At 63.2% G+C, this 23,725-nt stretch carries 19 protein-coding genes and 1 pseudogene; 18 read left to right on the forward strand and 2 right to left on the reverse strand.

Going from position 1 to position 23,725, the window contains the following annotated elements; genetic code table 11:
* The first annotated feature begins 166 nt into the window (after positions 1-166).
* Positions 167-3,586: a hybrid sensor histidine kinase/response regulator gene (locus MB84_RS15255; protein ID WP_046292385.1), complete on the forward strand. Its 3,420-nt coding sequence runs from the start codon at positions 167-169 to the stop codon at positions 3,584-3,586.
* Between the two features lie 7 nt (positions 3,587-3,593).
* Positions 3,594-4,556 (forward strand): response regulator transcription factor, encoded by a 963-nt coding sequence (locus MB84_RS15260; RefSeq protein ID WP_046292386.1) that lies wholly within the window; start codon positions 3,594-3,596, stop codon positions 4,554-4,556.
* A 32-nt stretch (positions 4,557-4,588) separates the two neighbouring features.
* Here the strand turns inward: MB84_RS15260 and MB84_RS15265 are convergent, their stop codons facing one another.
* On the reverse strand, positions 4,589-5,593 hold the full coding sequence (locus MB84_RS15265) for an alpha/beta hydrolase (protein WP_169835014.1): 1,005 nt from the start codon (positions 5,591-5,593) through the stop codon (positions 4,589-4,591).
* Between the two features lie 428 nt (positions 5,594-6,021).
* Here MB84_RS15265 and MB84_RS29040 point away from each other — a divergent pair, with 428 nt between their 5' ends.
* The 10 genes and pseudogenes from MB84_RS29040 to MB84_RS15310 all read left to right on the forward strand — a co-directional run bounded on the left by MB84_RS29040 (position 6,022) and on the right by MB84_RS15310 (position 17,373).
* Entirely contained in the window at positions 6,022-6,183 is a 162-nt protein-coding gene (locus MB84_RS29040) for a helix-turn-helix domain-containing protein (protein WP_211279309.1), read from the forward strand.
* A 245-nt stretch (positions 6,184-6,428) separates the two neighbouring features.
* Positions 6,429-9,014 (forward strand): bifunctional aconitate hydratase 2/2-methylisocitrate dehydratase, encoded by a 2,586-nt coding sequence (gene acnB, locus MB84_RS15270; protein ID WP_046292388.1) that lies wholly within the window; start codon positions 6,429-6,431, stop codon positions 9,012-9,014.
* A gap of 367 nt (positions 9,015-9,381) precedes the next feature.
* On the forward strand, positions 9,382-9,996 hold the full coding sequence (locus MB84_RS15275) for a 3'-5' exonuclease (RefSeq protein ID WP_046292389.1): 615 nt from the start codon (positions 9,382-9,384) through the stop codon (positions 9,994-9,996).
* A 148-nt stretch (positions 9,997-10,144) separates the two neighbouring features.
* Positions 10,145-10,966, forward strand: a complete 822-nt coding sequence (locus MB84_RS15280) for a GntR family transcriptional regulator (protein ID WP_046292390.1) — start codon at positions 10,145-10,147, stop codon at positions 10,964-10,966.
* 216 nt (positions 10,967-11,182) lie between these two features.
* Positions 11,183-12,940 (forward strand): fumarate reductase/succinate dehydrogenase flavoprotein subunit, encoded by a 1,758-nt coding sequence (locus tag MB84_RS15285; RefSeq protein WP_046292391.1) that lies wholly within the window; start codon positions 11,183-11,185, stop codon positions 12,938-12,940.
* A 9-nt stretch (positions 12,941-12,949) separates the two neighbouring features.
* Complete coding sequence (locus MB84_RS15290; RefSeq protein ID WP_046292392.1) at positions 12,950-13,195, forward strand: 4Fe-4S dicluster domain-containing protein; 246 nt, start codon at positions 12,950-12,952, stop codon at positions 13,193-13,195.
* Between the two features lie 58 nt (positions 13,196-13,253).
* Positions 13,254-14,663 carry an ABC transporter substrate-binding protein gene (locus tag MB84_RS15295; protein WP_046292393.1) on the forward strand — a complete coding sequence of 470 codons (1,410 nt, stop codon included), beginning with the start codon at positions 13,254-13,256 and terminating at the stop codon, positions 14,661-14,663.
* A 10-nt stretch (positions 14,664-14,673) separates the two neighbouring features.
* Positions 14,674-15,521, forward strand: a pseudogene (locus tag MB84_RS15300) (ABC transporter permease).
* Positions 15,518-16,384, forward strand: a complete 867-nt coding sequence (locus MB84_RS15305; protein WP_157122745.1) for an ABC transporter ATP-binding protein — start codon at positions 15,518-15,520, stop codon at positions 16,382-16,384. The pseudogene MB84_RS15300 and the gene MB84_RS15305 overlap by 4 nt, the downstream one beginning before the upstream one ends.
* On the forward strand, positions 16,381-17,373 hold the full coding sequence (locus MB84_RS15310; protein ID WP_046292394.1) for a HEAT repeat domain-containing protein: 993 nt from the start codon (positions 16,381-16,383) through the stop codon (positions 17,371-17,373). Before MB84_RS15305 ends, MB84_RS15310 begins: the two co-directional genes overlap by 4 nt.
* Positions 17,374-17,478: 105 nt before the next feature.
* On the opposite strand, the gene MB84_RS15315 is transcribed toward MB84_RS15310, so the two are convergent.
* Positions 17,479-18,174, reverse strand: coding sequence for a TetR/AcrR family transcriptional regulator (locus MB84_RS15315; RefSeq protein WP_046292395.1), 696 nt, complete (start codon positions 18,172-18,174; stop codon positions 17,479-17,481).
* Between the two features lie 205 nt (positions 18,175-18,379).
* Between MB84_RS15315 and MB84_RS15320 the strand changes: the two genes are divergently transcribed.
* The 6 genes from MB84_RS15320 to MB84_RS15340 all read left to right on the forward strand — a co-directional run bounded on the left by MB84_RS15320 (position 18,380) and on the right by MB84_RS15340 (position 23,704).
* Complete coding sequence (locus tag MB84_RS15320) at positions 18,380-19,672, forward strand: alpha/beta fold hydrolase (RefSeq protein ID WP_046292396.1); 1,293 nt, start codon at positions 18,380-18,382, stop codon at positions 19,670-19,672.
* Between the two features lie 53 nt (positions 19,673-19,725).
* Positions 19,726-20,376 (forward strand): VOC family protein, encoded by a 651-nt coding sequence (locus MB84_RS15325; protein WP_342672597.1) that lies wholly within the window; start codon positions 19,726-19,728, stop codon positions 20,374-20,376.
* 2 nt (positions 20,377-20,378) lie between these two features.
* On the forward strand, positions 20,379-20,645 hold the full coding sequence (locus MB84_RS31600) for a hypothetical protein (protein ID WP_342672598.1): 267 nt from the start codon (positions 20,379-20,381) through the stop codon (positions 20,643-20,645).
* Positions 20,646-20,712: 67 nt separating this feature from the next.
* Positions 20,713-22,428, forward strand: coding sequence for an AMP-binding protein (locus tag MB84_RS15330; protein ID WP_046292397.1), 1,716 nt, complete (start codon positions 20,713-20,715; stop codon positions 22,426-22,428).
* Positions 22,425-22,928, forward strand: a complete 504-nt coding sequence (locus MB84_RS15335) for an acyl-CoA thioesterase (protein WP_046292398.1) — start codon at positions 22,425-22,427, stop codon at positions 22,926-22,928. The genes MB84_RS15330 and MB84_RS15335 overlap by 4 nt, the downstream gene beginning before the upstream one ends.
* Complete coding sequence (locus MB84_RS15340) at positions 22,925-23,704, forward strand: maleate cis-trans isomerase family protein (RefSeq protein WP_046292399.1); 780 nt, start codon at positions 22,925-22,927, stop codon at positions 23,702-23,704. The genes MB84_RS15335 and MB84_RS15340 overlap by 4 nt, the downstream gene beginning before the upstream one ends.
* The last annotated feature ends 21 nt before the right edge of the window (positions 23,705-23,725 follow it).

The raw sequence follows: 23,725 nt of genomic DNA on the forward strand, positions 1-23,725 counted from the left end.
AGGCGCGGCGGGCTGGTTTCAAGGGGTTGAACGCAATGTAGGGAGCCAAATTGGCGCTCGAAATACGTCGATTGACGTATTCCCCGATGCGGGCGGTGGAATGTAACTTGCTTTGCCCTTAGCACCCGAGGCGTTTTGCACCAATCAGGATCGTCTTCCCGTTGTCATGGCCGAGATGCACCAAAATTCAGCCCCTGCGCCCAGCACGCAGCGCATCGTGAAGGTGCGGCGCGATTACAACGCCTGGGTCGGCGACGAGACGCTCGAAGACTATGCGCTCCGCTTCACACCGCGCTCGTTTCGGCGGTGGTCCGAAGCGCGCGTCGCCAGCACAGCGATCGGCGGCGTGTCGTTTCTGGTCCTTGAGGCCATCGGCGGCAGCCTTGTCATCAACTACGGGTTTACGAACGCCGTCTGGGCCATTGCAGTCGTCTCGATTCTGATTTTTCTGACGAGCTTGCCGATCAGCTTTTACGCGGCGCGTGACGGCGTGGACATGGATCTGCTCACCCGCGGCGCGGGATTCGGCTACATCGGCTCGACGGTGACGTCGTTCCTCTATGCGATCTTCACGTCTCTCTTCTTCGCGCTCGAAGCTGCCATCATGGCGCTCGCATTGCAGCTCTATTTCCACATATCGCTGGCGATCGCGTATGTCGTGAGTTCGCTCATCGTGATTCCGTTGGTGATGTTCGGCATCACACTGATCAATCGGCTCCAAAGCTGGACACAGCCCTTGTGGATCTTGCTGTTCGTTTCGCCCTACGTCGCCGTGCTGTGGCATCACCCCGGACTGGTGCTTGAATGGACCACCTTTGCCGGATTTGCGCCGCAAGGCCGCGCGTTCAGCATCATTGCTTTCGGGCAGGCGTCGACCGTCGTTTTCGCGCTGATCGTTCAGATCGGCGAGCAGGTGGACTATCTTCGGTTTTTACCGCCCCTGACGGCGAAAAACAAAAAACGGTGGTGGCTGGCACTCCTGTCCGCCGGGCCGGGGTGGATCGTGCCCGGCGCGTTGAAAATGCTCGGCGGCGCATTCCTTGCGTTCGTCGCGATTCAGAACGAAGTCGATGTCGGCCAGGCTGCACAGCCCACGCAGATGTATCTCGTCGCGTATCACATCTTGCTCGATCCGGCGGGACTGGCGGGCTGGGCATTGCCGGCCATGACGTTGTTCGTCATCGTCTCCCAGCTCAAGATCAATGTCACGAACGCCTACGCCGGATCGCTCGCCTGGTCGAACTTCTTTGCCCGTCTCACCCATAGTCATCCCGGACGCGTCGTGTGGCTCGTCTTCAACGTAATGATTGCGTTGCTGCTCGTCGAGATCGGCGTCTTCGACGTTATCGGCAAAGTGCTGTCGCTGTATGCGAATGTAGCGGTCGCGTGGGTCGGTGCATTGTGTGCCGATCTCGTCATCAACAAACCGCTTGGTTTCAGTCCACGTTACATCGAGTTCAAGCGCGCGCACCTCTACGACGTGAACCCTGTCGGCATCGGCGCCATGCTGTTCGGTGTCGCCGCCGCGCTGACCGCGCGTGCCGGCGTGCTTGGCGAACTTTGTGAGGCGATGTCGCTGTTTCTTGCCTTCGGCGCGGCATTCGTTTGCGCTCCGCTCATCGCCATTGGAACGCGCGGCAAGTACTACCTCGCCCGAAAGCCGCAATCGACCGGCGACGCGACGTCGCTGCGTTGTGCGATCTGCGAGCACGCCTTCGAGCCTGAAGACACGGCGCACTGTCCGGCATATGGCGGCACGATATGCTCGCTTTGTTGCTCCCTCGATTCGCGTTGTCACGATCGCTGCAAACCCCATGCACGTTTCTCGGCGCAGGCAGACCATGCCCTGCATCGCATTTTTCCCAACATTCGGCTCGGACCGACCGCGCTGCGCCTCATTCGATACGCGAGCCTCCTGTTTTCGATCCTTGCCGTACTCGCCGGTGTGCTCTTTCTGATCTGGTCCCAAAGCGTTGCGTCGATCCGCACGGCTGAAGTCGCCGTCATCGAGAGCAGCTTTCTGAAAATATTCTTTTCGCTCGCACTTGTCGGGTGCATCGCGGCCTGGTGGTTCGTACTGGAACGAGAGAGTCGGCGCGTTACGGAAGAGGAGTCGCAGCGGCAGAACGACTTGCTGATGCAGGAAATCGAAGCGCATCAGAAAACGGACGAAGCCCTCAAGCGCGCCACAGCGGCTGCCGAGTCGGCCAATCAGGCCAAGAGTCGCTACGTCTCGGGACTCAGTCATGAGCTTCGTACGCCACTGAACAGTATCCTTGGCTACGCGCAGCTCCTGATGCAAGCCAAAGACGAGCTCTCTGCGACTCGCTATAACGCCGTTCGCACGATTCATCGCAGTGGAGAACACCTGCTAGCCCTTGTCGACGGACTGCTGGACGTAGCACGCATCGAAGCGGGTAAGCTTCAGCTCAACATCACGGCCGTTTCGCTGAACGATTTCGTCTCCCACGTATCGTCGATGATGAGTCCTCTCGCGATGGAAAAAGCGCTGGCTTTCGACGTCCAGGTCATCGGTCGATTTCCCGCCGCAGTCAAGTGCGATCAGAAGTATCTCGGGCAGATTCTCACCAATCTCATTGGCAATGCGATTCGCTTTACCGCGGCGGGCACAGTGACTTTGCGTGTGAGTCACGCCATGGACACACTGAAGCTCGAAGTCATCGACACCGGCCCCGGCATCCCACCGGGGGAAATGGCGAGACTGTTCCTGCCGTTCGAGCGTGGAAACGCCACGCATGCGGACGATCACGGCGCGGGCCTGGGGCTGACGATCTGCCGATTGCTGACCCACGCGCTAGGCGGCAGTCTGGAAGTCGACAGCGAGGTCGGACGTGGCACACGCTTCGTCGTGAAGCTGTTCGCGCCGGCCATACAAAGCCCGCCCGACATGTACACGGAATTGGCGGGCATCCGTGGGTATGTGGGACCGCGCCGCACCATCCTGGTGGTGGACGATCTCGCGGACCAGCGAGGCATCGTGGTCCAACTGCTCACGCCGCTCGGCTTCGATGTCACTGAAGTCGCCAGTGGCCCGGAAGCCCTGCGATGGCTCGGAGGGAACTTGGCCGACGCCATCATCATGGACATATCCATGCCGCTGATGGACGGTTACGAAACCAGCCGTCTGATCAGCGAGAACCAATTGTCTGCTGCCCCCATCCTCCTGCTCTCGGCAAATGCGTTCGCCGACGACCGCGAACGTGCCAGTGCGACACGATGCGCCGGCTACCTGGCCAAACCACTGCGTGTGAACCTGCTGCTCGACAAGCTCGCACAATTGCTATCGCTCGAATGGGTTTCTTCCAAGACGTCGGACGTAACTGTCGTGCCTGCGCAGTCGGCCGGGGAGCTCAGGCTCGCTTTGCCGGAACCGATCTTGCGGGGCATACGCGAGCATCTCGACGTCGGGTATGTGCAGGGCGTGGTCGATCTACTCGATGCGGCGCGCAAGGATCATCCCACTTTGGTGCGGCAAATCGATGCACTGCGTGCGCTCGCGGAGCGCTTTCAACTTAGGGATCTCGAGAATGAACTTGACTGCCTGCCCCGCCCCTCCGATATCTGAGCCTTGCATGCAGGTCAGCGAAGCATCCGAATGGTTGGGGGAGCGTCCTGTTGTGCTCATCGTGGACGACACGCCCGACAATCTCGCGTTTCTCTCTGACACCTTGCGGGCGAATGGTTACACGGTGCTGGTTGCATTGAGCGGGGAAGCCGCGCTCAAGTGCCTGTCCCGGGTCACGCCCGATGTCGTACTTCTCGACGCCATGATGCCCGACATGGACGGGTTCGAGACGTGCCTGCGAATCAAGCGGGACAACCGACACGAACACCTGCCAGTGATATTCATGACGTCGCTCACGGAAAGCGAGCATGTGGTGAAGGGGTTTCGCGTTGGCGGAATCGATTATGTGACGAAGCCGGTACGCCCGGAGGAGGTGTGTGCGCGTATCGGTGCTCACGTGCTGCGCTCACGGGCACAAGCCTATGCGCACGTGGCGCTGTCGCTAAACGCTCGCGCTGCGCTGATCGTGTCCTGTGACGGGACGATTCTCTGGCGCAGCCCGCAAGCGGCACGGCAAATCGCTGCATACGTCGATCAGACCGTTCATCCGATGGACCCGCTGCCGGGGACCGCCCGGCTTCCCGCTGTGCTACGTAACTGGTTTGTCGACTGGCTCGCGCGCGGTGCCCGGTCGGATGCCGTGCAGGAGTTCACGGCAGGCAACGTCCGCCGCTCCGTCACCGCCACGCCAGCGCCGGCGGCGGGTGAATGGATCGTCATGCTTTCCGAGACAGATGACTCCGTTTCCCGCGATGCGCTGTCGTCTCGCTTCGGCTTGACCACACGCGAAGCCGAAGTCCTTCTCTGGGTATCGCGCGGCAAGACGAACCGGGACATTGGCGACATTCTCGGCACGGCGCCCCGAACCGTGAACAAGCATGTGGAACACCTGTTCCGAAAACTTCTGGTGGAAACCCGCGCCGCCGCGACGGCACTGGCGGTAAAAGCGCTGGCCGATCCGACTCGATGACACCCGACGGCATCCCACGCCCCGGCGCAGCGCTATCGCGCCGCCGGCATCAGGGTGTCACGCGTACGGCAGACGACTTTCGCATGGTTGGCTTTTCCACCGACGACCCAGTAGCCATCAAGCTGTTCCCAATCCTTGCCGCTGCGCGCGGGCGTGTTTCGCAATATCAGGTTCTTGATATCCGTCAGCAGAGGAAGCGTCTCTGCGAAGTACGCGTGTGCAGGGAAGTCTTCCGGGAGCGTCGACACGATGCTATCGATGCCCGGGACCATCACCTGGGGAGCCGTCCCGCATCCGACTCGCGGATAGTCGTGGACATGATCCGAGGCCGCCACGGCATAGTCATACGGGGAAAGGTAAACCGTCGTCCTGTCCGACACCTTCAGATAGTTGGGTGCGAGCTGCGCAAACAACTCCCGGTCCACGTCTGCGGACGCCAGAATAATCTGGCCGAACCGGATGCTGCGGTCCGACGAAACACTATTTACCCCCGACGCAATGACGCGCAGCAACGCCCGATTCCCCATGCTGTGCGCAACGATATGTATCGTACGTCCGCTTGCCGCCCGCGCCACCGTATCCAGGAACGTACGAAAATAGACCTCGCTCGTGTCGACCGTCGCTTCGTCGAACGTGTATTTGATGACACCGCTTCGTGCCGCCCAGGAGAAGAGAAACAAGTTGTTCGGGGGCACATCGAGATCGGCGCCGAACTGCGCCGCACGCAGCGCCGCCGAGTCGAATGAATTGTTGTACCCGTGGATGAAAACCACCACATAGCCGTTCTCAGGCCCGATGACCGGCTGAAGCTCACGCCGCGCGAGGTCTAGAAACTGCGCCTCGCTCGACACCGTCTCGAAGCGACCCACTGTCAACTTCGGGTCATACCCCAGCAACGTTCCCAGCCCGGAGCCGAGAGAGCCCGTGCGGTGATTCTTCGGAATCGTCACGAACACCCGACCATAATGCAGCGCTTCGTCCCGTTCGTCGGAGAATCCGTTCCCGCCAGCCAACGCCTTGCGCGTCGTTCCAAACATCACCGGATAGTCGAAGGCTTCGGACGTGGGCCCCGCTCTCAACGGAATTTCTGCCGAAGTCGGTGGTAGATAGTTCGTTGCGCTCAATGTTCGGTAAGTCCCGCCCGGGAGCGCTGAACAGCCCGCAAGAAACAGTACACCCGCAATTACACTCCCTAGCCCCCAGCCTCGCTTCATGACAGCCCCCGTGACGACTCGTTATGTTGACAGCTTATGTCAATGATACGTATTCCTTAACGTCTTATGCTTCGCAACCCTAACGCATCCGACGAACACCGCCTATTAGGACAGACGATGAGATCGAAGGACCTTCAAACGCCCGTTCTATTACACCCACTTCTGCACCCGGCGAACCTCCTCCACCCGCACGACATGCCTGTCGATCCCCAGCGCTGCCGCGTCAATCCCCAGCGCGAGGCCGACAAGCTGTGGCACGACGCCACGCCCGTCTTCAAGAAGCCCTATACCGCCTGGCCGAAGGGCGGGCCGTCTCCGCAGTCGCCAACGAACCGGGCTACGAGAGCACGACGGGCTTCATCGAAATGTTCCGCAAATCCCTCGGACGCACGCCCGGCCAGTACTTCGCCTGATCCGGGGCGGCGGTCCGTCGCGACCGCTGCGCCTTCCCAATGCCTCCCGGTACACGAAGCGCCCCCCTGCCCCTGTGTCGTACGTTCCCGCAAAAAGAGCTGCTTCATTCTTCTGGTCTTATATAAGACATAAGACATTTGACCTTGCCTTGCATAGGGACTAAAATCACGGGCAAAAGCCGTACTGGAACAAGCCCCGGAGGCCTCAAAACCTCCCCCGAAACGCAACATCAGCAGGTCTCCTCATGCTTGAAAACTATCGTGAACACGTGGCCGCCCGCGCCGCGTTGGGTATTCCTCCCCTGCCGCTGAGCGCTCAGCAGACCGCCGAACTGGTCGAATTGCTGACCAACCCGCCCGCTGGCGAAGCGCAGACGCTGGTCGATCTGATCACGAACCGCGTGCCCGCCGGTGTTGACGAAGCCGCCCGCGTGAAGGCCGGTTTCCTCGCCGCTGTCGCCAAGGGCGAAACGGCCTGCGCGCTGATCTCCCGCGCCCGCGCCACCGAACTCCTCGGCACGATGCTCGGCGGCTACAACATCGCCCCGCTCATCGAGCTGCTGTCGGACGCCGAAGTCGGCACCGTCGCGGCAGACGCGCTCAAGAAAACCCTGCTGATGTTCGACCAGTTCCATGACGTCAAGGAACTCGCCGACAAGGGCAACGCCAACGCGCGCGCCGTCCTGCAAAGCTGGGCCGATGCCGAATGGTTCACGAGCCGCCCGGAAGTCCCGCAAAGCCTGACCATCACCGTGTTCAAGGTCACGGGCGAAACCAACACCGACGATCTCTCGCCGGCCCCGGACGCCACCACCCGCCCCGACATTCCGATGCACGCGCTGGCGATGCTCAAGAATGCCCGCCCCGGCATCACCCCGGAAGAAGACGGCAAGCGCGGCCCGATCAAATTCATCGAGTCGCTCAAGGAAAAGGGTCACCTCGTCGCTTATGTGGGCGACGTCGTCGGCACGGGCTCCTCGCGCAAGTCGGCCACCAACTCGGTGCTGTGGTTCACGGGCGAAGACATCCCCTTCATCCCGAACAAGCGCTTCGGCGGTGTCTGCCTGGGCAGCAAGATTGCCCCGATTTTCTACAACACGATGGAAGACGCCAGCGCCCTGCCGATCGAACTCGACGTGTCGCAGATGGAAATGGGTGACGTGGTCGAACTGCGTCCGTACGAAGGCAAAGCCCTGAAGAACGGCGCCGTGATCGCCGAATTCCAGGTCAAGTCCGACGTGCTGTTCGACGAAGTGCGCGCCGGTGGCCGCATTCCCCTGATCATCGGTCGTGGCCTGACCGCCAAGGCGCGTGAAGCGCTGGGTCTCGCCCCGTCGACGCTGTTCCGTCTGGCTCAACAGCCGTCCGACAGCGGCCGCGGTTTCTCGCTGGCGCAGAAGATGGTGGGTCGCGCCTGCGGTCTGCCGGAAGGTCAGGGTGTGCGTCCCGGCACATACTGCGAACCGAAGATGACCTCGGTCGGTTCGCAGGACACGACGGGCCCGATGACCCGCGACGAACTGAAGGATCTGGCCTGCCTCGGCTTCTCGGCCGACCTCGTCATGCAGTCGTTCTGCCACACCGCCGCTTATCCGAAGCCGGTGGACGTGAAGACGCATCAGACGCTGCCGAACTTCATCAGCAACCGTGGCGGTATCGCACTGCGTCCGGGCGACGGTGTGATCCACTCGTGGCTCAACCGCATGCTGCTGCCGGACACCGTGGGCACCGGCGGTGACTCGCACACCCGCTTCCCGATCGGCATCAGCTTCCCGGCAGGCTCGGGTCTGGTCGCCTTCGCCGCTGCCACCGGCACGATGCCTCTGGACATGCCGGAATCGGTTCTGGTCCGCTTCAAGGGCAAGATGCAGCCGGGCGTCACGCTGCGTGACCTCGTCAACGCGATCCCGCTGTACGCCATCAAGCAAGGCATGCTGACGGTCGCCAAGCAAGGCAAGAAGAACATCTTCTCGGGCCGCATCCTCGAAATCGAAGGCCTGCCCGACCTGAAGGTCGAGCAAGCGTTCGAGCTGTCGGACGCCTCCGCTGAACGTTCGGCCGCCGGTTGCACGGTGCACCTGAATAAGGAACCGATCATCGAATACCTGAACAGCAACGTCACGCTGCTCAAGTGGATGATTGCGCAGGGTTATCAGGATCCGCGCAGCCTGCAACGCCGTATCACGGCGATGGAACAGTGGCTCGCCGACCCGCAACTGCTCTCGCCGGACGCCGACGCCGAATACGCAGCCGTCATCGAAATCGATCTGGCCGACATCCATGAGCCGATCGTGGCCTGCCCGAACGATCCGGACGACGTGAAGACGCTGTCGGACGTTGCCGGTGCGACCATCGACGAAGTGTTCATCGGTTCGTGCATGACCAACATCGGTCACTTCCGCGCCGCATCGAAGCTGCTCGAAGGCAAGCGCGACATTCCGGTCAAGTTGTGGGTCGCCCCGCCGACCAAGATGGACCAGAAGCAACTGACGGAAGAAGGTCACTACGGTGTGTTCGGCACGGCCGGCGCCCGTACCGAAATGCCGGGCTGCTCGCTGTGCATGGGCAATCAGGCGCAAGTGCGCGAAGGCGCGACGGTCATGTCGACGTCGACCCGTAACTTCCCGAACCGTCTGGGCAAGAACACGAACGTGTACCTCGGCTCGGCGGAACTGGCCGCGATCTGCTCGCGTCTGGGCAAGATCCCGACCAAGGAAGAGTACATGGCCGACATGGGCGTGCTCGCATCTAACGGCGACAAGATCTACAAGTACATGAACTTCGACCAGATCGAAGACTTCAAGGAAGTCGCCGACACGGTGCAGATCTAAGCACTTGCCGGACTACGGTGCGACGTCTGCACCGTAGTTTGAAAATGCGCCGCCAAGCGAAATGCTTGGGGCGCATTTTTTACGTCCGGCTCATGGAAAATTCCCGGCAAGTCTTCGAAGCCATCGTATGATCCGTCGACAAAATGAGGATAACGATGCGTCTCGGTTTGCTGTTTTTGGCAATGTGCGTTTCGACGTTGGTTCACACGGCCAACTATCCCTGCTTTGCTACTCCGACAGCGGTAAGAAGTCTTACTTCAGAAAGTGATGTCAAGTTCGGCCCGTGTTCAAGGCCCTGTAAAATTACCCGCGAAATTCCGATGTTGGCCAACATCGTCGCCCCGACAACCTCCATTTGAGAAGCGGCATGCAGACAGTAGCGATCCTCGACTTCGAAACCACCGGCCTGTCGCCAGCCCAAGGCGATCGGGCAACGGAAATTGCCGTCATTCTGTGGCGCGAAGGCCAGATCGTGGATCGTTACCAAAGCCTGATGAATGCCGGGCGCCGGATTCCCTCCGACGTCGCGGCATTGACCGGCATCACGAACGACATGATCGCCTCGGCGCCGCCCGTCGCTCAAGTCATGCGCGAGGCGGCGGCCTTCGTTGGCAACTGCCCGGTCGTCGCCCATAACGCCGGTTTCGACAAGCGCTTCTGGCAGGCAGAACTCGCCATGCTGGGCTCACGCGCCGATCACGCCTTCGCCTGCACGATGCTCAGCGCCCGGCGACTATACCCGCATGCGCCGAATCACCGGCTCTCCGGCCTGGCGCAAATGCTCCAGCTCCCGCAGACCGGCCGCGCCCACCGGGCGATGGTGGATGCTGAAATGACGGTGCATCTCTGGCATCGCATGCACGACGACATCACGCGCAACTACGGCCTGAAACGGGTCGACCACGCGCTCATGTCACGCGTGCAAGTCACCAGCAAGGACAAGGTGCCGACCTTGCTTAGATCGCTCGCACAAGCCCGCTGACGCCCGGTGCTTGCTCCGGGCGCACCCGGCTATCGCGCGGCATAACGAAACAAGACCTCCCGCCAAAGGCGTGCCGCTATAATCCCCGCAGCGAACTGCTCCGTGCGTGACGCCCTTCAACGGCACGCCATTACCCGCCCGTCACGCAATGCCCACTCGCCGCCTGAAACTCGAACCCGACTCGCCGGTACCGCTCTATACCCAGATCAAGGACATGCTGCGCACCGGCATCCTCGATGGGCACTACGCGCCGCTCAGCCGCATGCCCTCGGAGAGCGAGTTGCAGGCCATGTCCGACGTGAGCCGAATCACCATCCGGCAGGCCCTTGGCGACTTGCAAAAGGAGGGGCTGATCTTCAAGGTGCACGGCAAGGGATCGTTCGTTTCCCAGCCGAAGGCATTCCAGAATGTGACGTCGCTGCAGGGCTTTGCCGAAGCCATGTCGCGTCAAGGCCATGAAATCGTTAACCGTGTGGTGCACTTCCGGTTCGTTCCCGCGCCGGCCAATGTCGCGCTTCGGCTGGACGTGACGGACGGCGAAACCGTCACGGAAATCCATCGCGTACGGTTGCTCAACCGCGCACCGGTGTCGTACGAAGTCACCTATCTGCCCGAAGCCCTCGGACGACAGTTGCAGCGCGCCGATCTCGTGACACGCGATATCTTTCTCATCCTCGAGAACGACTGCGCCGTGCCGTTGGGGTCGGCCGATCTGAGCATCGACGCCGTGCAGGCCGATGCGGCCCTCGCCAGCGCGCTCAGCACGACCGAAGGCGCGCCCCTGCTGCGCATCGAACGACTGACCCACGACCGACAAGGGCACCCCATCGATTTCGAGTTCCTCTACTTCCGCGGCGACACCTTCCAATACCGGCTGCGCGTTGACCGTGAGCATGCCGCCGCGCCCAGGCCATCTGGCGCGCGCCGCCCGGCACGACCAAGGCGGCTGAGCGCCGCCGGACACGACTGAAGCGGCTGAATCGGCTGAATCGACTAATGCAGCCGATGCGGCTAAGCGCCGTAGTCCACGTCCCCGAAGGCTTATCACCCCCCGGCGAAAGCTAAGCAAAAACAATTCATTTGTCTGCGCAGGACGTCCTCCTACAATCAGGTCCTTACTTGTTATAACAAGTTGCCGAAACGTTCGGTTGCAGCGACAGCGGCGGCGGCTCAAGGCTCAAGGACCATGCAGACCCACGAACTCGAATACGACATCGTCGTGATCGGCGGCGGCACCGCCGGACCGATGGCGGCCGTCAAGGCCAAGCAACGCAACCCTAACCTTCGCGTGCTGCTGCTCGACAAAGCACACGTCAAACGTAGCGGCGCCATCTCGATGGGCATGGATGGCCTGAACAACGCCATCATTCCCGGGCACGCCACCCCCGAGCAATACACCAAGGAAATTACCGTCGCGAACGACGGCATCGTCAATCAGGCGACGGTGCTGGCCTATGCGCGCCACAGCTTTCGGACCATCGAGGAACTCGACCGTTGGGGCGTGAAGTTCGAAAGGGATGAGACCGGCGATTACGCCGTGCGCAAGGTCCATCACATGGGAGCATACGTCTTGCCCATGCCCGAAGGGCACGACGTCAAGAAGATTCTCTATCGCCAGCTCAAGCGTGCCCGCGTCGAAATCACGAATCGCGTCGTAGCAACGCGTCTGCTTACCGGCGCGGCGGGCGAAATCGCCGGCGTCATGGGCTTCGATTGCCGTACGGCCGACTTCTATGTCATTCGGGCCAAGGCCGTCATTCTTTGCTGCGGCGCCGCCGGCCGTCTCGGCCTGCCCGCTTCGGGGTATCTGATGGGCACCTACGAAAACCCGACCAATGCCGGCGACGGATACGCGATGGCTTATCACGCGGGCGCCGAGCTCTCCAATCTGGAGTGCTTCCAGATCAACCCGCTCATCAAGGACTACAACGGTCCCGCCTGCGCGTATGTGACCGGGCCGCTCGGCGGATACACCGCCAATGGCAGCGGAGAGCGCTTCATCGAGTGCGATTACTGGAGCGGTCAGATGATGTGGGAGTTCTATCAGGAACTGCAAAGCGGCAACGGGCCGGTGTTCCTGAAGCTCGACCATCTTGCCGAAGAAACCATCCAGACGATCGAGACGATTCTGCACACGAACGAGCGGCCCAGCCGGGGGCGCTTCCATGCGCGTCGCGGCAACGACTACCGGACCCGCATGATCGAGATGCACATCTCCGAAATCGGTTTTTGCAGCGGCCACAGCGCGTCCGGCGTGTGGGTCGACGAGCACGGCGCCACGTCGGTGCCGGGCCTTTACTCCGCTGGCGATATGGCCGCCGTGCCGCACAACTATATGCTCGGCGCGTTCACGTATGGCTGGTTCGCAGGCGAACACGCTGCCGAGCGCGTTGGGGGCGCCGAGTTCGCCGCGCTCGATGCCGCACAGGTCGACGCCGAGCGCACGCGCATCTTTGCACCGCTGTACCGCGCCCACGGACTTCCCCCGGCGCAGGTGGAGTACAAGCTGCGGCGCTTCGTCAACGATTACCTGCAACCGCCGAAGGTCACGCGCCGCATGGAGATCGGCCTGCAGCGCTTCGACGAGATCCGCGAGGACATCGAGCAGCTCGGCGCCACCAATCCGCACGAACTGATGCGTGCGGCCGAGGTGTCCGCCATTCGGGATTGCGCCGAAATGGCGGCACGCGCCTCGTTGTTCCGCACCGAAAGCCGCTGGGGACTGTATCACCACCGTGTCGACTTTCCCGAGCGCAACGACACCGAGTGGTTCTGCCATGCGCATCTGAAGAAGGCCGACAACGGCACCATGACCTCGTTCAAGAAGCCGATCGAGCCGTACCTCATTGCGCTCGACGACACGGAACGCACCGCTTACTCACGCCTGCGCGTTGCCAGCACGCCGGCAACGCAACCCGCAGCCGCTCAGGCCGCCACCGTCTAGGACACGCATATGGCTTTCGTTCCCCGCGAGGCGCAATGGCGCTCCAGCGTTCCCGTGACGATCGATGAAGAGAAGTGCATCGCCGACAAAGGCTGCACCGTATGCATCGACGTCTGCCCCATGGATTTGCTCGCCATCGATCCCGAGACGGGCAAGGCGTTCATGAAATTCGACGAGTGCTGGTACTGCATGCCGTGCGAGAAGGACTGTCCGACCGGCGCAGTACACGTCGCCATTCCCTATCTGCTTCGCTGACAAGATGGCGTGCTGCCAAGGCACGCGCACACACCGCCACACAAAAAAGGATGACCCGATGACTCGCCTTCACCTCAGCACATTCGCGCTCACCGCACTGCTCGCCCTCGGCGCCCACGCCGAAACCCTCCGTGTGGCGATCGGCACACAGGACACCACGATCAACACCGCCACGGGCGGCGCATTGATCCGTGAATTGAAACTGCTCGAAAAGTACCTGCCGCACGACGGCAAATATGCGGGCGTGACGTATGACGTGCAATGGAAAAACTTCACCAGCGGCGCGCCCATCACCAACGAGATGGTTGCGGGCAAACTGGACTTCGGATCGATGGCCGACTTTCCCGGAGTGAACAACATTGTCGCCACGACCAAAGCGGGCAAGCCCAGCATCTTCATCAACGTCCTCTCGGGCAGTGTGCGCGGCAGCGGCAACGGTATCGTCGTGCCGACCGACTCGCCGGTGCAGTCGCTCGCCGACCTCAAGGGCAAAACCATTTCCGTACCGTTCGCGTCGACCGCCCATGGCATGTTGCTGCGCGCGGTCGCGGCGCAGGGCTGGGACCCCGACAAGGACGTGAACATCATCACGCAAGCCCCGGAAGTCGCCGGTCCGGCATTGCAGGCGCGAAAGATCGAGGCGCACGCCGACTTCGTCCCCTTCGCCGAGCTGTTTCCGTATCGCGGATTTGCCCGCAAGATTTACGACGGCGCTCAGGCCAACGCGCCGACACTGCATGGCACCCTCGTGGAAAAGGCTTACGCCGAGCGCTATCCCGAAGTCGTCGTGGCGTATCTTCGCGCCGTCATCGAGGCGAATCGCCTGATCGACGCCGAGCCGGAAAAGTACAGCGAGCTGATCGCCAAGGTTACCGGGGTGGAACCCGAGGTCGATTACCTGTTCCACGGCCCGCTCGGACTGCAGACCCGGGACCTCACATGGAAGCCGGAGTATCGCAAGGCCGTCCAGACGTCGTTCGACACCCTCAAGTTGCTCAATCGTACCGACGGCCACTTCGACGCCAATGCCGTCATCGACGATCGCTACGTGCGCGCCGCCTTCAAGGCCGACAACCTCGACTATGAGGCCGCGCTGCGCAACTACGCCCAGTTGCCCCTGAAGGCCAACGATGCCACGACGGGCAAGGCGATCGCACAGTTCGAGCGCGTGGCCCAGATCTGGGTGCGCGGCGAGCCGAAGGTGCGCAACTACGCATCGCCCGAAGCGGCCTTCGAGGCACTCGCGAAGCTGGCGCGCGAGAACAAGCCGGTGCGCGCCTTCTACGTGCAGGATCGCGATTCCGGCATCAAACTGCTGGGCGATCAGGCATGGTTCGCCCGCGACAAGCAAGGCCGGTTGAGCGCTTTTTTGCTCAAGCAACAGGCGCAGGCCTGGGCCGACAAGCATGGTGCCCAGGTCGTCGATTTTGCGGGTGCACGCCAGCCTGCTCCGCTTGCCGCACGCTAAGGGGCATGTCATGACATCGAATCTGGTATCCGACCTGGCGCTTGCGCGCGCGGCGCCGAGCGGCCGCGCCCTCGTCGGCGCTAGGTCATTCAGGGTCGCGCTGCAAGGGGCGTCGCTCGCGCTGTGCGTGGTGCTCTGGCATTGGGTGACGACGCATCGGCTCCATCTGGGTATCGTGAATTTCGAGAACGTCCCCTCTCCCTCGCAAACGCTGGACGCCGCGTGGTCGCTCTTGCACTCGCCGAAGCTCGCACGTCATCTCGCGAGCAGTCTCCAGCGGGTCGCCTGGGGGTATGTGATCGCTGCGGCCGCGGGCATCGTGTGTGGCCTGGCCATCGGACGCTCGTCGTGGGCACGCATTGCACTATTGCCGCCGCTCGAGGTATTGCGCCCGATCCCTGCGGTCGCATGGATTCCTCTGGCGATCCTATGTTTCCATCCGCCGAACTGCCGATGATCTTCATCACCTTCACGGGCGCATTCTTCCCGATCCTGCTGGGCACCATTCACGGCACCGAGTCCGTGGATGCCCGTCTGATCGCGTCGGCACGCAGTCTCGGTGCCGGACGCCTGGGGGTGCTGCGTGAAGTCGTGCTCCCTGGCGCCACGCCCGGCATCGTCACGGGACTGGCCATCGGCATGGGGACTTCGTGGTTCTGCCTCGTGACCGCAGAGATGATCTCCGGGCAGTTCGGCATCGGTTACTACACGTGGGAGTCCTATACCGTGCAACGCTACCCCGATATCGTGGTGGGCATGCTCGTCATCGGGTTGCTAGGCATGGGCAGCAGCGCGGTGGTCAAAGTCATCGGCGAGCGCCTTACGCCCTGGCGTCATCCGAGCGGAGCGCGTCGATGAATTCGCTTCGTTCGGACCGCATTGGCGGGCATGTCGCCATCGAGAACGTTCGTATTACGCTGGGCGAAGGCGAGCGTCGTTTCGTCGCGGTTCAGGATGTCGGCATCGACATCGCACCGGGCGAGTTCGTCTGCCTGCTGGGCCCCTCGGGATGCGGAAAATCCACGCTGCTCGGTGTGCTGGCCGGACACATCGCCCCGAGTCATGGCCGTGCGACGCTCGATGGCGTCGCCATCGACGGGCCTCGCCCCGAGCGCGGCATGGTGTTCCAGCACCACACGCTCTTTCCCTGGCGCAAGACGCTCGAGAACGTGGCTTTCGGCCTGAAGATGCAGGGCGTGAACAAATCCACACGTCACCGGCTCGCGGCCCAATGGCTCGAACGGGTGGGGTTGGGCAACTTCGCGCAACGCTATCCGTCACAGCTCTCCGGCGGCATGCAGCAACGGGCGGAAATCGCCCGCGCGATGATCACGGGACCGCGCGTCCTGCTCATGGACGAGCCCTTCGGCGCGTTGGATGCGCAGACCCGAGCCATGATGCAGTCGCTGCTGCTCGACGTGTGGAGCGAGCAACGCCCCACGGTCGTGTTCGTAACACATGACATCGACGAAGCGCTCTTTCTCGGCGATCGCGTGCTCGTGATGAGTCCCGGCCCGGGCACGATCATCGACGACATTCGCGTGCCGTTCGCCCGACCGCGCCTGCGCGACGACGAACAGGATCTCGTGACACAACCCGAATTCGTCGCCCTCAAACGCTATCTGCTCACGCGACTGCGCCATCAGCAGAGCCCCCTGCCCGCCCCGCGACTCAACCCGTTGGGCGATCTTCGATCCTCCCCCGCCTCCCTGACCTCATGACGTCTTCCCTCGCGTCTCGCGACGCCCTTGACTTTGATACTGCCGACGCCTCGAACGCCGGGTTGCGCGCACGCCTGTCTCACGACGACGCCACCGTGCGACGCCTCGCCGTACTCGACGCCGCCGAACTGGAGGACGATGCGTGGTTGCCGCTGCTCGTCGAACGGCTTCGCCACGACCCCGATGCCCACGTGCGCCGCACCGCCGCCGAGCGCCTTGCCGGATGGGAAACCGACGAGGTCGTCGCCGCCCTGTGCGACGCCCTTCACGACGCCGACGAACCCACACGCGCCGGTGCGGCTGAAAGCCTGTCCGCGCTCAAGCAGGCCGATCTCGGCGCAACGCTGGTGCAACGTCTGCACGCGGAGCCCGACCCCTTTGCGCGCACTGCCTTGCTGCGGGGACTGCGCGAACTACGCCTTCCCCAAAGCGCACCACCGGCGCTCGACGCCCTGCACGATGCGTCGCCTGCCGTGCGTCGCGAAGCGGTGAGTGTGCTGGGATGGTTGCGACACGCCGCGGCCCTGCCTGTCCTCGCCGCCCTGGTGCGCACGGACCCCGCGCCGGAGGTGCGCAAGGCTGCGGCGGGCGCCCTCGGGTTTGCCGCCGACGACAGCGTGCAGAACACCCTCATTGCCGCGCTGCAAGACGAGGCGTGGCAAGTCCGTGAAGAAGCCGCGGCGACGCTGGGAAAACTGCGATTGACCGCCGCACGCGACGCACTGGTGTTCGCGCTCGACGACGACTACTGGCAGGTCACGTTGCAGGCCGCCCGCGCGCTCGGCAGATTGAAGCACCCGGCGAGCATCGCCTCGGTGAGCGCGCTGCTCACGTTCCCGATCAGCAACGTGCGCAAAGAAGCGGCACTGGCGCTCGGCGAGATCGGTGACGTCGAGGCCCTGCCGGTTCTGGAAGCCGCGCTGGCGGACGCCGACCCGGAAGTGCGCAAGGCGGCACGCATTGCCATCGCGCAAATCGGGGCAGCGTGACTTGTCTTGCCGCTCGGACGACGGCAGTAAGCGAGACCTCATGCTTCGCGTGTCGATGCGTCGATACGTCGATACGTCGATACGTCGAGCATTAACGAAACTTGGCTACGGCAGAAGGTTCGGCCCGAGGTGTCGTTCGAGCAAGTCGATATCGTCACGCAGCAGTTTCAGCACGCCTGCGGCACTTTGTTCGGTCAGTTGCCGCCCGGCGTCCTGCTCAACCGAGCGCAGCGCCATGTCGGCGATCTGCGCCGCAATTTCCTCCGCATTTCGCGAGCCCGTCGGCGTGAACCACCACGCGGTCCAGTTGCACATGCCGATGATCGAGAACGCGGCAACCTTCGGATCCATTATGCGAAACTGGCCCTGCGCGATGCCCAGTTCGATCGCGTGACGGAACTGCTCCAGCACCGCACGCCGTGACTGCTCCGCCAACTGGCGTTGCTCGGGCGGCAGATTGTCCTCGTTGCGCTCGACCACGCGAAATTGCAGCGGATGGGTCAGGATCAGATGCGCGTGACGCAGCACCAGATGCCGCAGCATCGCCGACGGTTGCCGCAGATCGTCCGGCACCGCCTCCGACGCCAACTCCCCCGCCGCCCGCGTCACCACCGCCGTCAGCACTTCCAGAATCGCTTCCTTGCTCTTGAAGTAGTAGTAAAGCGCAGGGCGGGTCACGCCCACCACGTCTGCAATGTCGTTAAAGCTCGTCCCGTCGAATCCCCGTTCGATGAACAGCCGCGTCGCGACTTCCAGAATGTTCTCCCGCAACGCGTCGCTCTTGGTCTGCGCTTTGCTCATCGTCTCTCCCTCGATACCGATGCATCGACACTCGCCAAATTTTTGACGCAAGTGTCAGAAAACCCAACGATAACCAAATTCATCCTCCCAGAACACCCCAAGGCCGCTGCCGCTCAGGGTTTTTACGTATTCGTCAAATTTCAACCAAAATGTTTGCCAATTCGTAAAAAATTGAACTAGGATGTAAAAAAACGGAGGTTGAGAGATGAGTCATCAGCAAGCGGAACGCCGTGACGGTCAGAGCGCAACGGCGGGGTTCCTGAACACCGACTGGAATCCGCGCGAATTGCCGCTGGGCACGACCACGCGTAACGTCGTGCTACGCACCGCCGATGGCGCGGCCACGAGCGGTTCGTTGTATGTGCCAGGGTCGACGGACACCGTGGTGTGCATCATGCATCCGCGTGAGTTCATGGCCTGCCATTACCTGATTCCGGACATCGTCAGCGCAGGCTTCGCCGCGTGGACGCAGGCACCGCGTTCGGTCGGTAACGACATGCGGCTCGAACACGAATTCGCGTTGTACGACGTGGCCGCCGGTATGCAGTTTCTGCGTGAGGCAGGCTTCAAGCGCATCGTCATGCTCGGCAACTCGGGCGGCAGCGGCCTTTACGCGCTCTACGTCCAGCAGTCGAACCTCGATCCGGCGCAGCGTATCGACCGCACGCCCGGCGGCCGCCCGACGAAGCTCGCGTCGCTCGACATGCCGCCCGTGCATGGCGTCGTGTTCGTGGCGCCGCATCCGGGTCAGGGCGCGCTGCTGCAAACCTGCATCGACCCCTCCATCACGAACGAACACGACGCCTTGTCCGTCGATCCGTCGCTCGATCCGTTCGACTCCGCCAACGGCTACGTGCATCGTCAAGCGGGCGAAGCGGCACAATCACGCTACGACGCGGACTTCGTCACGCGCTATCGCGCCGCACAACGTGCCCGCGTGGCACGCCTCGACGCCACCGCGCGCGACCTGATCGCCGCGCGTCAGAGCGCGCGCGAGCGTCTGAAGCGCGACGCCGGGGCAGCCAGCACCGACGCCCGCCTGCGTCGCGTGGCCGCACACACGCCGTTGATGACCATCTGGCGCACCGACGCCGACCTGCGCTGTTTCGACCTGACGCTCGACCCGTCCGATCGACGCTACGGCTCCCTGTGGGGCAGCGATCCGTTCACGTCCAACTACGGCTCCGTCGGATTCGGGCGCGTGTGTTCCCCGGAAGCGTGGCTTTCGACCTGGTCCGGGCTGTCTTCGAACGCGCTCCTCTCAAAGACGGCCGCCGCCATCGTGCAGCCCACCCTGCTCATCGAATACACCGGCGATCAGGCGTGCTTCCCGAGCGTCATCGAAGACATCTACGCGAGCCTCGGCGCGACACAGAAGTCGCATCGACGCGTGCGCGGCGACCATCACGGCCGAGCATTAGCGGACGGTGAAGAAGCCGGACGCTACGTCGCCGGACGCCTGTTGCAGGACTGGTTGCGCGAAACGTTTGCGCAATGACATCCCCCATTTGCCTGGACAACTGACTGAACGACCGAATCCCCGGAGTCCCAATGAAACTGAATGACATCCCCGCTGCCGCAGCCGCCCACAATGCGCTGCGTCTGCATGGCGTCGATCACACGGCGCGCCCGACCTGGCGCTTGCGCGAGACCGTCGAGTTTTACCGTGACGTGCTCGGCCTGCCGCTCATCCACACAATCTCCGCCCGAGGCTGGGGACCGGCCACGCACCCCGACTTCCTGCATTTCTTCTTCGATAGCGGCAACGGCAGCACCATCGCGTTCTTCTACTATCTCGGCGGCGAAGTCCCCGCCTCGCTCGCCGACCGTCCGGGACGCGCACCGCTGCCCGAAGACCACGTATTCGACGCCACCCACACCGCGTGGCTCGTCGACACGCAGGACGAACTGCACGCGTGGAAAACCCGTCTGGAATCGCGCGGCGTGACGGTCTCGGCCGAGACGGCGCACGAGGTCATCGAGTCGATCTACTTCCGCGATCCGAACGGCTACTTCATCGAGATCACCCGTAAGCTGCGCGCACTGGCCGACATCGACGCGCGCGACGCGGCCGCCACCCTCGAAGCGGCCATGCAAATCGAAGACGAAGCCCTCGCCGGGGGCGCGCCGTTCACCCGGATCGACGCCGTCTGGCAGCGCAAGGCGCAGCGTCTGGGCCAACACCTGCGTCAGGAGCGCTAATCATGACGTCACAACCGTTGCAGATCTTCGTGCTCAACGTGCCCGAGTTTGCGTCGCTGACCGAAGCCGCCCGCGCGATGCCCGAGTGCCGCGTCGAGAACGCCGGCGATTACACCGTGATTTCCAGCGACGTGCCGATTGCCTTTGGGCGTCGCGCGCTGGGTCTGAAGCCTGCCGTCTGGTACGGCCTCTTTACCGGCGGACTCGACGGCCAGATCGAAAGCTATGAACGTGACGTCGTGCGGATCGCCCCTCGCCGCAGCCGCTGAACCACCGAACCACCGACTGGACACAGGCGTCCCCGATAAAGTCGCCAAAGTACGTGCAGGAGACACCATGAGCGGTATTTTTCACCCTATCGACGGCGTGACGTACTGTGCGCCGGATCTGGCGCAACGCTACTTCGCGTCGAACGCCTGGTACGACATCACCCTCGGCGATGCGCTGCGCGCGAGCGCCGCGCGCGTGCCTGAACGCCCGGCCTACCTCAGCGACGAAGCCACGCTGAGCTTCGCCACGCTAGACCAACGCAGCGAACGGCTCGGCGCAGCGCTCCTCGAACTGGGGCTGCGCCCCGGGGACCGTGCCATCTTCCAGATGGGCACGAACGTCGATACGGTCGTGGCGCTGATGGGCGCGTACAAAGCAGGCGTCGTACCCGTGTGCGCCGTGCCGCAGTACCGGGAAGTGGAGATCGGCCAACTCGCGTCCCAATCGAACGCCCGCGCCTACTTCGTGCAAGCCGATTTCTCGGCGTTCGACCTCGTCGGCTTCGCCCGTCAGATGATGGACAGGCATGCGTCGGTCGAGCATCTGCTGGTCGCGCGCGGCCGTGTCGGGCACGAGGCCGTCGCCGGTAGCCGCGCCATCGATCGGTTGATCGACGACATGCCGCTTGAGCGCGCGCGCGCCGTGCTGGCCGACATCCAAATCGGCAGTGAAGACGTACTGAGCTTCCAGTTGTCCGGCGGCACCACCGGCGTGCCGAAGATCATCCCGCGCTTTCATGCGGAGTACATCGGTCATTCGCTCGCGTGGATGCGTCATATCGGCATGACCGAACACAGCCGCATGATCTGGTCGCTGCCGTTGTTGCACAACGCAGGGCAGTTGTATGTCCTCGCATCGACGGTCGCCAGCGGCATGACGACGGTGCTGATGCCGCGCGTCGACATCGCCCGCATGCTCACGCTGATCGAGATGCATCGCGTCACGCACGGCTTGTCGATCGGGCCGGTCGCGCCGCAGATGATCGCGTACAAGGACATTGCCAAACACGATCTGACGTCGCTGCAACTCTTCGGCACGATGAGCCGCGCCGACTCGCTCGAAGCGCACCTCGGCGTGCCGTGCTTCAACCTCTACGGCACGACCGAGGGGCTGCTGATGGGCGCAGGCGCGCACCTTGCACCGGACCTTCGCCATCACACACAGGGGTTGTCCGGCTGCGAAGACGACGAGATCCGCGTGCTGGCGCCCGGCACCGATACGCCGGTCGAGGACGGCACCCCGGGCGAACTCTGCTTCCGTGGCCCGTCGAGCCTGCGTGGCTACTTCAACGCCCCCGAGGCCACGGCGCAGACGCTCACGCCCGACGGCTTCGTGCGTACCGGCGACATGGTGACGGCGAAGGTGATCGATGGCGTGCGCTGCTTCGCCTTCGAAGGACGCCTGCGCGACAACATCAACCGGGGTGGCGAGAAGATTGGCTGCGAGGAAGTCGAGGCGTTTGTGAGCCATCACCCCGCCGTGGCCGACGCCAAACTCGTCGCCATGCCCGACCCGGTCTTCGGCGAGCGCGCCTGCGTCTATCTGGTTCTGCGCCCGGGCCAGCCCGCGCCGTCCGTGGGCGAACTCGGTGCGTTTCTCGTGAGCCACGGGCTGGCGAAGTTCAAGTGCCCCGAGCGCATCGAGATCATCGACGAGTTTCCCGTGACACGCGTGGGCAAGGTCGACAAAGCGTCGTTGCGCTCCGCGATTGCGGGACGCGTCGCGTCGGAGACCGCCCTGGCGGCGTCCGCCCGGCCCCAGCCTGCCAGGGAGGACGCATGATCAGCACCGAACATGTGGTGAGCGAGCACCCGTTCGTCGTGCGTCGCCGCGTGAAATGGGGCGATTGCGACCCGGCGGGTGTGGTCTACACCGTGACGTTCTCGGAATACGTGATCTCTATCGCCGAGCTGTTCTACGGCTCGCTGTTCGACGGCACGCCGCAAGCCGTGAAGAACCATCACGGCTTCGGCACGCCCACCCGCGCGCTCGACTTCGACTTTCGCCGCTCGCTCTGGCCGGACGATGTCTTCGACGTCACCGTCGAAGTCACCGATATCCGCACGCGAACCTTCACGCTGACGATGACGGCGCGCAAGGACGACGGCGATATCGCCTTCATCGCCCGCCTCACGCCGATCTGCATTCAGCGCGGCGTGCGCGAATCCATCGAAATGCCCGACGTGCTGCGCGCAGCGCTCGACCAATACCGAACCCGCTGCGCTGCGGCTTCCACCTCTGCTGCCACAGCCCCAGCTTTCGCCGGAGAACCGACACCATGACGCAAACGCCCTTTCGCATCGGACAAATCGTGCCCAGCTCCAACACCACGATGGAGACCGAGATTCCCGCGATGTTGCGCGCCCGCGAGCAGATCCTGCCCGAGCGTTTCACGTTCCATTCGAGCCGCATGCGCATGCATCGCGTGGTGAAGGAAGAACTCGCCGCAATGAACCTTCAGGGCCTGCGCTGCGCCGCCGAACTCGCCGATGCCCGCGTGGATGTGATGAGCACGGCCTGCCTCGTCGCCATCATGGCCATGGGGCCGGGCTACCACCGTCAGGTCGAGGAGGACCTGCGACGCGTGGCGCGCGAGAACCATTGCGACGCCGCCATCATGACCTCTGCGGGTGCGCTCGTCGCCGGTCTGAAGACGCTGGGAGCGCGCAAGGTCTCGCTGATGGCGCCCTACATGAAGCCGCTCACGCAAGCCGTGGTCGAGTACATCGAGCACGAAGGGATCGAGGTCATCGATGCCCTGTCGTTCGAAATCCCCGACAACCTCGAAGTCGGCCGTCGCGACCCGATGCAGTTGCTCGACGACGTCAAACGCCTGAACACGGCCAATGCCGATGCCGTCGTGCTCTCCGCGTGTGTGCAGATGCCGTCCCTGCCTGCCATTCAACTGGCCCAGGACCGGCTCGGCCTCCCCGTGACGTCCACGGCCGTCAGCACGGTGCGGCAGATGCTCGACCACCTCGGCCTCGCGCCCGTGGTCCCGAATGCCGGTGCGTTGCTGGCCACCGGGCACGAAGCGTTGTCCGCGCGCGTCGCCTGAACCCACGCCCCCATCAAGGAG

The sequence above is a fragment of the Pandoraea oxalativorans genome (assembly GCF_000972785.3).
Classification (GTDB): Bacteria; Pseudomonadota; Gammaproteobacteria; order Burkholderiales; family Burkholderiaceae; genus Pandoraea; species Pandoraea oxalativorans.

What these genes read in the sequence shown, in the direction of transcription:
- MB84_RS15255 (WP_046292385.1), top strand. Translation starts at nt 167, where the DNA reads ATGGCCGAGATGCACCAAAATTCAGCCCCTGCGCCCAGCACGCAGCGC.
- MB84_RS15260 (WP_046292386.1), top strand. Translation starts at nt 3,594, where the DNA reads ATGCAGGTCAGCGAAGCATCCGAATGGTTGGGGGAGCGTCCTGTTGTG.
- MB84_RS15265 (WP_169835014.1), bottom strand. Translation starts at nt 5,593, where the DNA reads ATGTTTGGAACGACGCGCAAGGCGTTGGCTGGCGGGAACGGATTCTCC.
- acnB (WP_046292388.1), top strand. Translation starts at nt 6,429, where the DNA reads ATGCTTGAAAACTATCGTGAACACGTGGCCGCCCGCGCCGCGTTGGGT.
- MB84_RS15275 (WP_046292389.1), top strand. Translation starts at nt 9,382, where the DNA reads ATGCAGACAGTAGCGATCCTCGACTTCGAAACCACCGGCCTGTCGCCA.
- MB84_RS15280 (WP_046292390.1), top strand. Translation starts at nt 10,145, where the DNA reads ATGCCCACTCGCCGCCTGAAACTCGAACCCGACTCGCCGGTACCGCTC.
- MB84_RS15285 (WP_046292391.1), top strand. Translation starts at nt 11,183, where the DNA reads ATGCAGACCCACGAACTCGAATACGACATCGTCGTGATCGGCGGCGGC.
- MB84_RS15290 (WP_046292392.1), top strand. Translation starts at nt 12,950, where the DNA reads ATGGCTTTCGTTCCCCGCGAGGCGCAATGGCGCTCCAGCGTTCCCGTG.
- MB84_RS15295 (WP_046292393.1), top strand. Translation starts at nt 13,254, where the DNA reads ATGACTCGCCTTCACCTCAGCACATTCGCGCTCACCGCACTGCTCGCC.
- MB84_RS15305 (WP_157122745.1), top strand. Translation starts at nt 15,518, where the DNA reads ATGAATTCGCTTCGTTCGGACCGCATTGGCGGGCATGTCGCCATCGAG.
- MB84_RS15310 (WP_046292394.1), top strand. Translation starts at nt 16,381, where the DNA reads ATGACGTCTTCCCTCGCGTCTCGCGACGCCCTTGACTTTGATACTGCC.
- MB84_RS15315 (WP_046292395.1), bottom strand. Translation starts at nt 18,174, where the DNA reads ATGAGCAAAGCGCAGACCAAGAGCGACGCGTTGCGGGAGAACATTCTG.
- MB84_RS15320 (WP_046292396.1), top strand. Translation starts at nt 18,380, where the DNA reads ATGAGTCATCAGCAAGCGGAACGCCGTGACGGTCAGAGCGCAACGGCG.
- MB84_RS15325 (WP_342672597.1), top strand. Translation starts at nt 19,726, where the DNA reads ATGAAACTGAATGACATCCCCGCTGCCGCAGCCGCCCACAATGCGCTG.
- MB84_RS31600 (WP_342672598.1), top strand. Translation starts at nt 20,379, where the DNA reads ATGACGTCACAACCGTTGCAGATCTTCGTGCTCAACGTGCCCGAGTTT.
- MB84_RS15330 (WP_046292397.1), top strand. Translation starts at nt 20,713, where the DNA reads ATGAGCGGTATTTTTCACCCTATCGACGGCGTGACGTACTGTGCGCCG.
- MB84_RS15335 (WP_046292398.1), top strand. Translation starts at nt 22,425, where the DNA reads ATGATCAGCACCGAACATGTGGTGAGCGAGCACCCGTTCGTCGTGCGT.
- MB84_RS15340 (WP_046292399.1), top strand. Translation starts at nt 22,925, where the DNA reads ATGACGCAAACGCCCTTTCGCATCGGACAAATCGTGCCCAGCTCCAAC.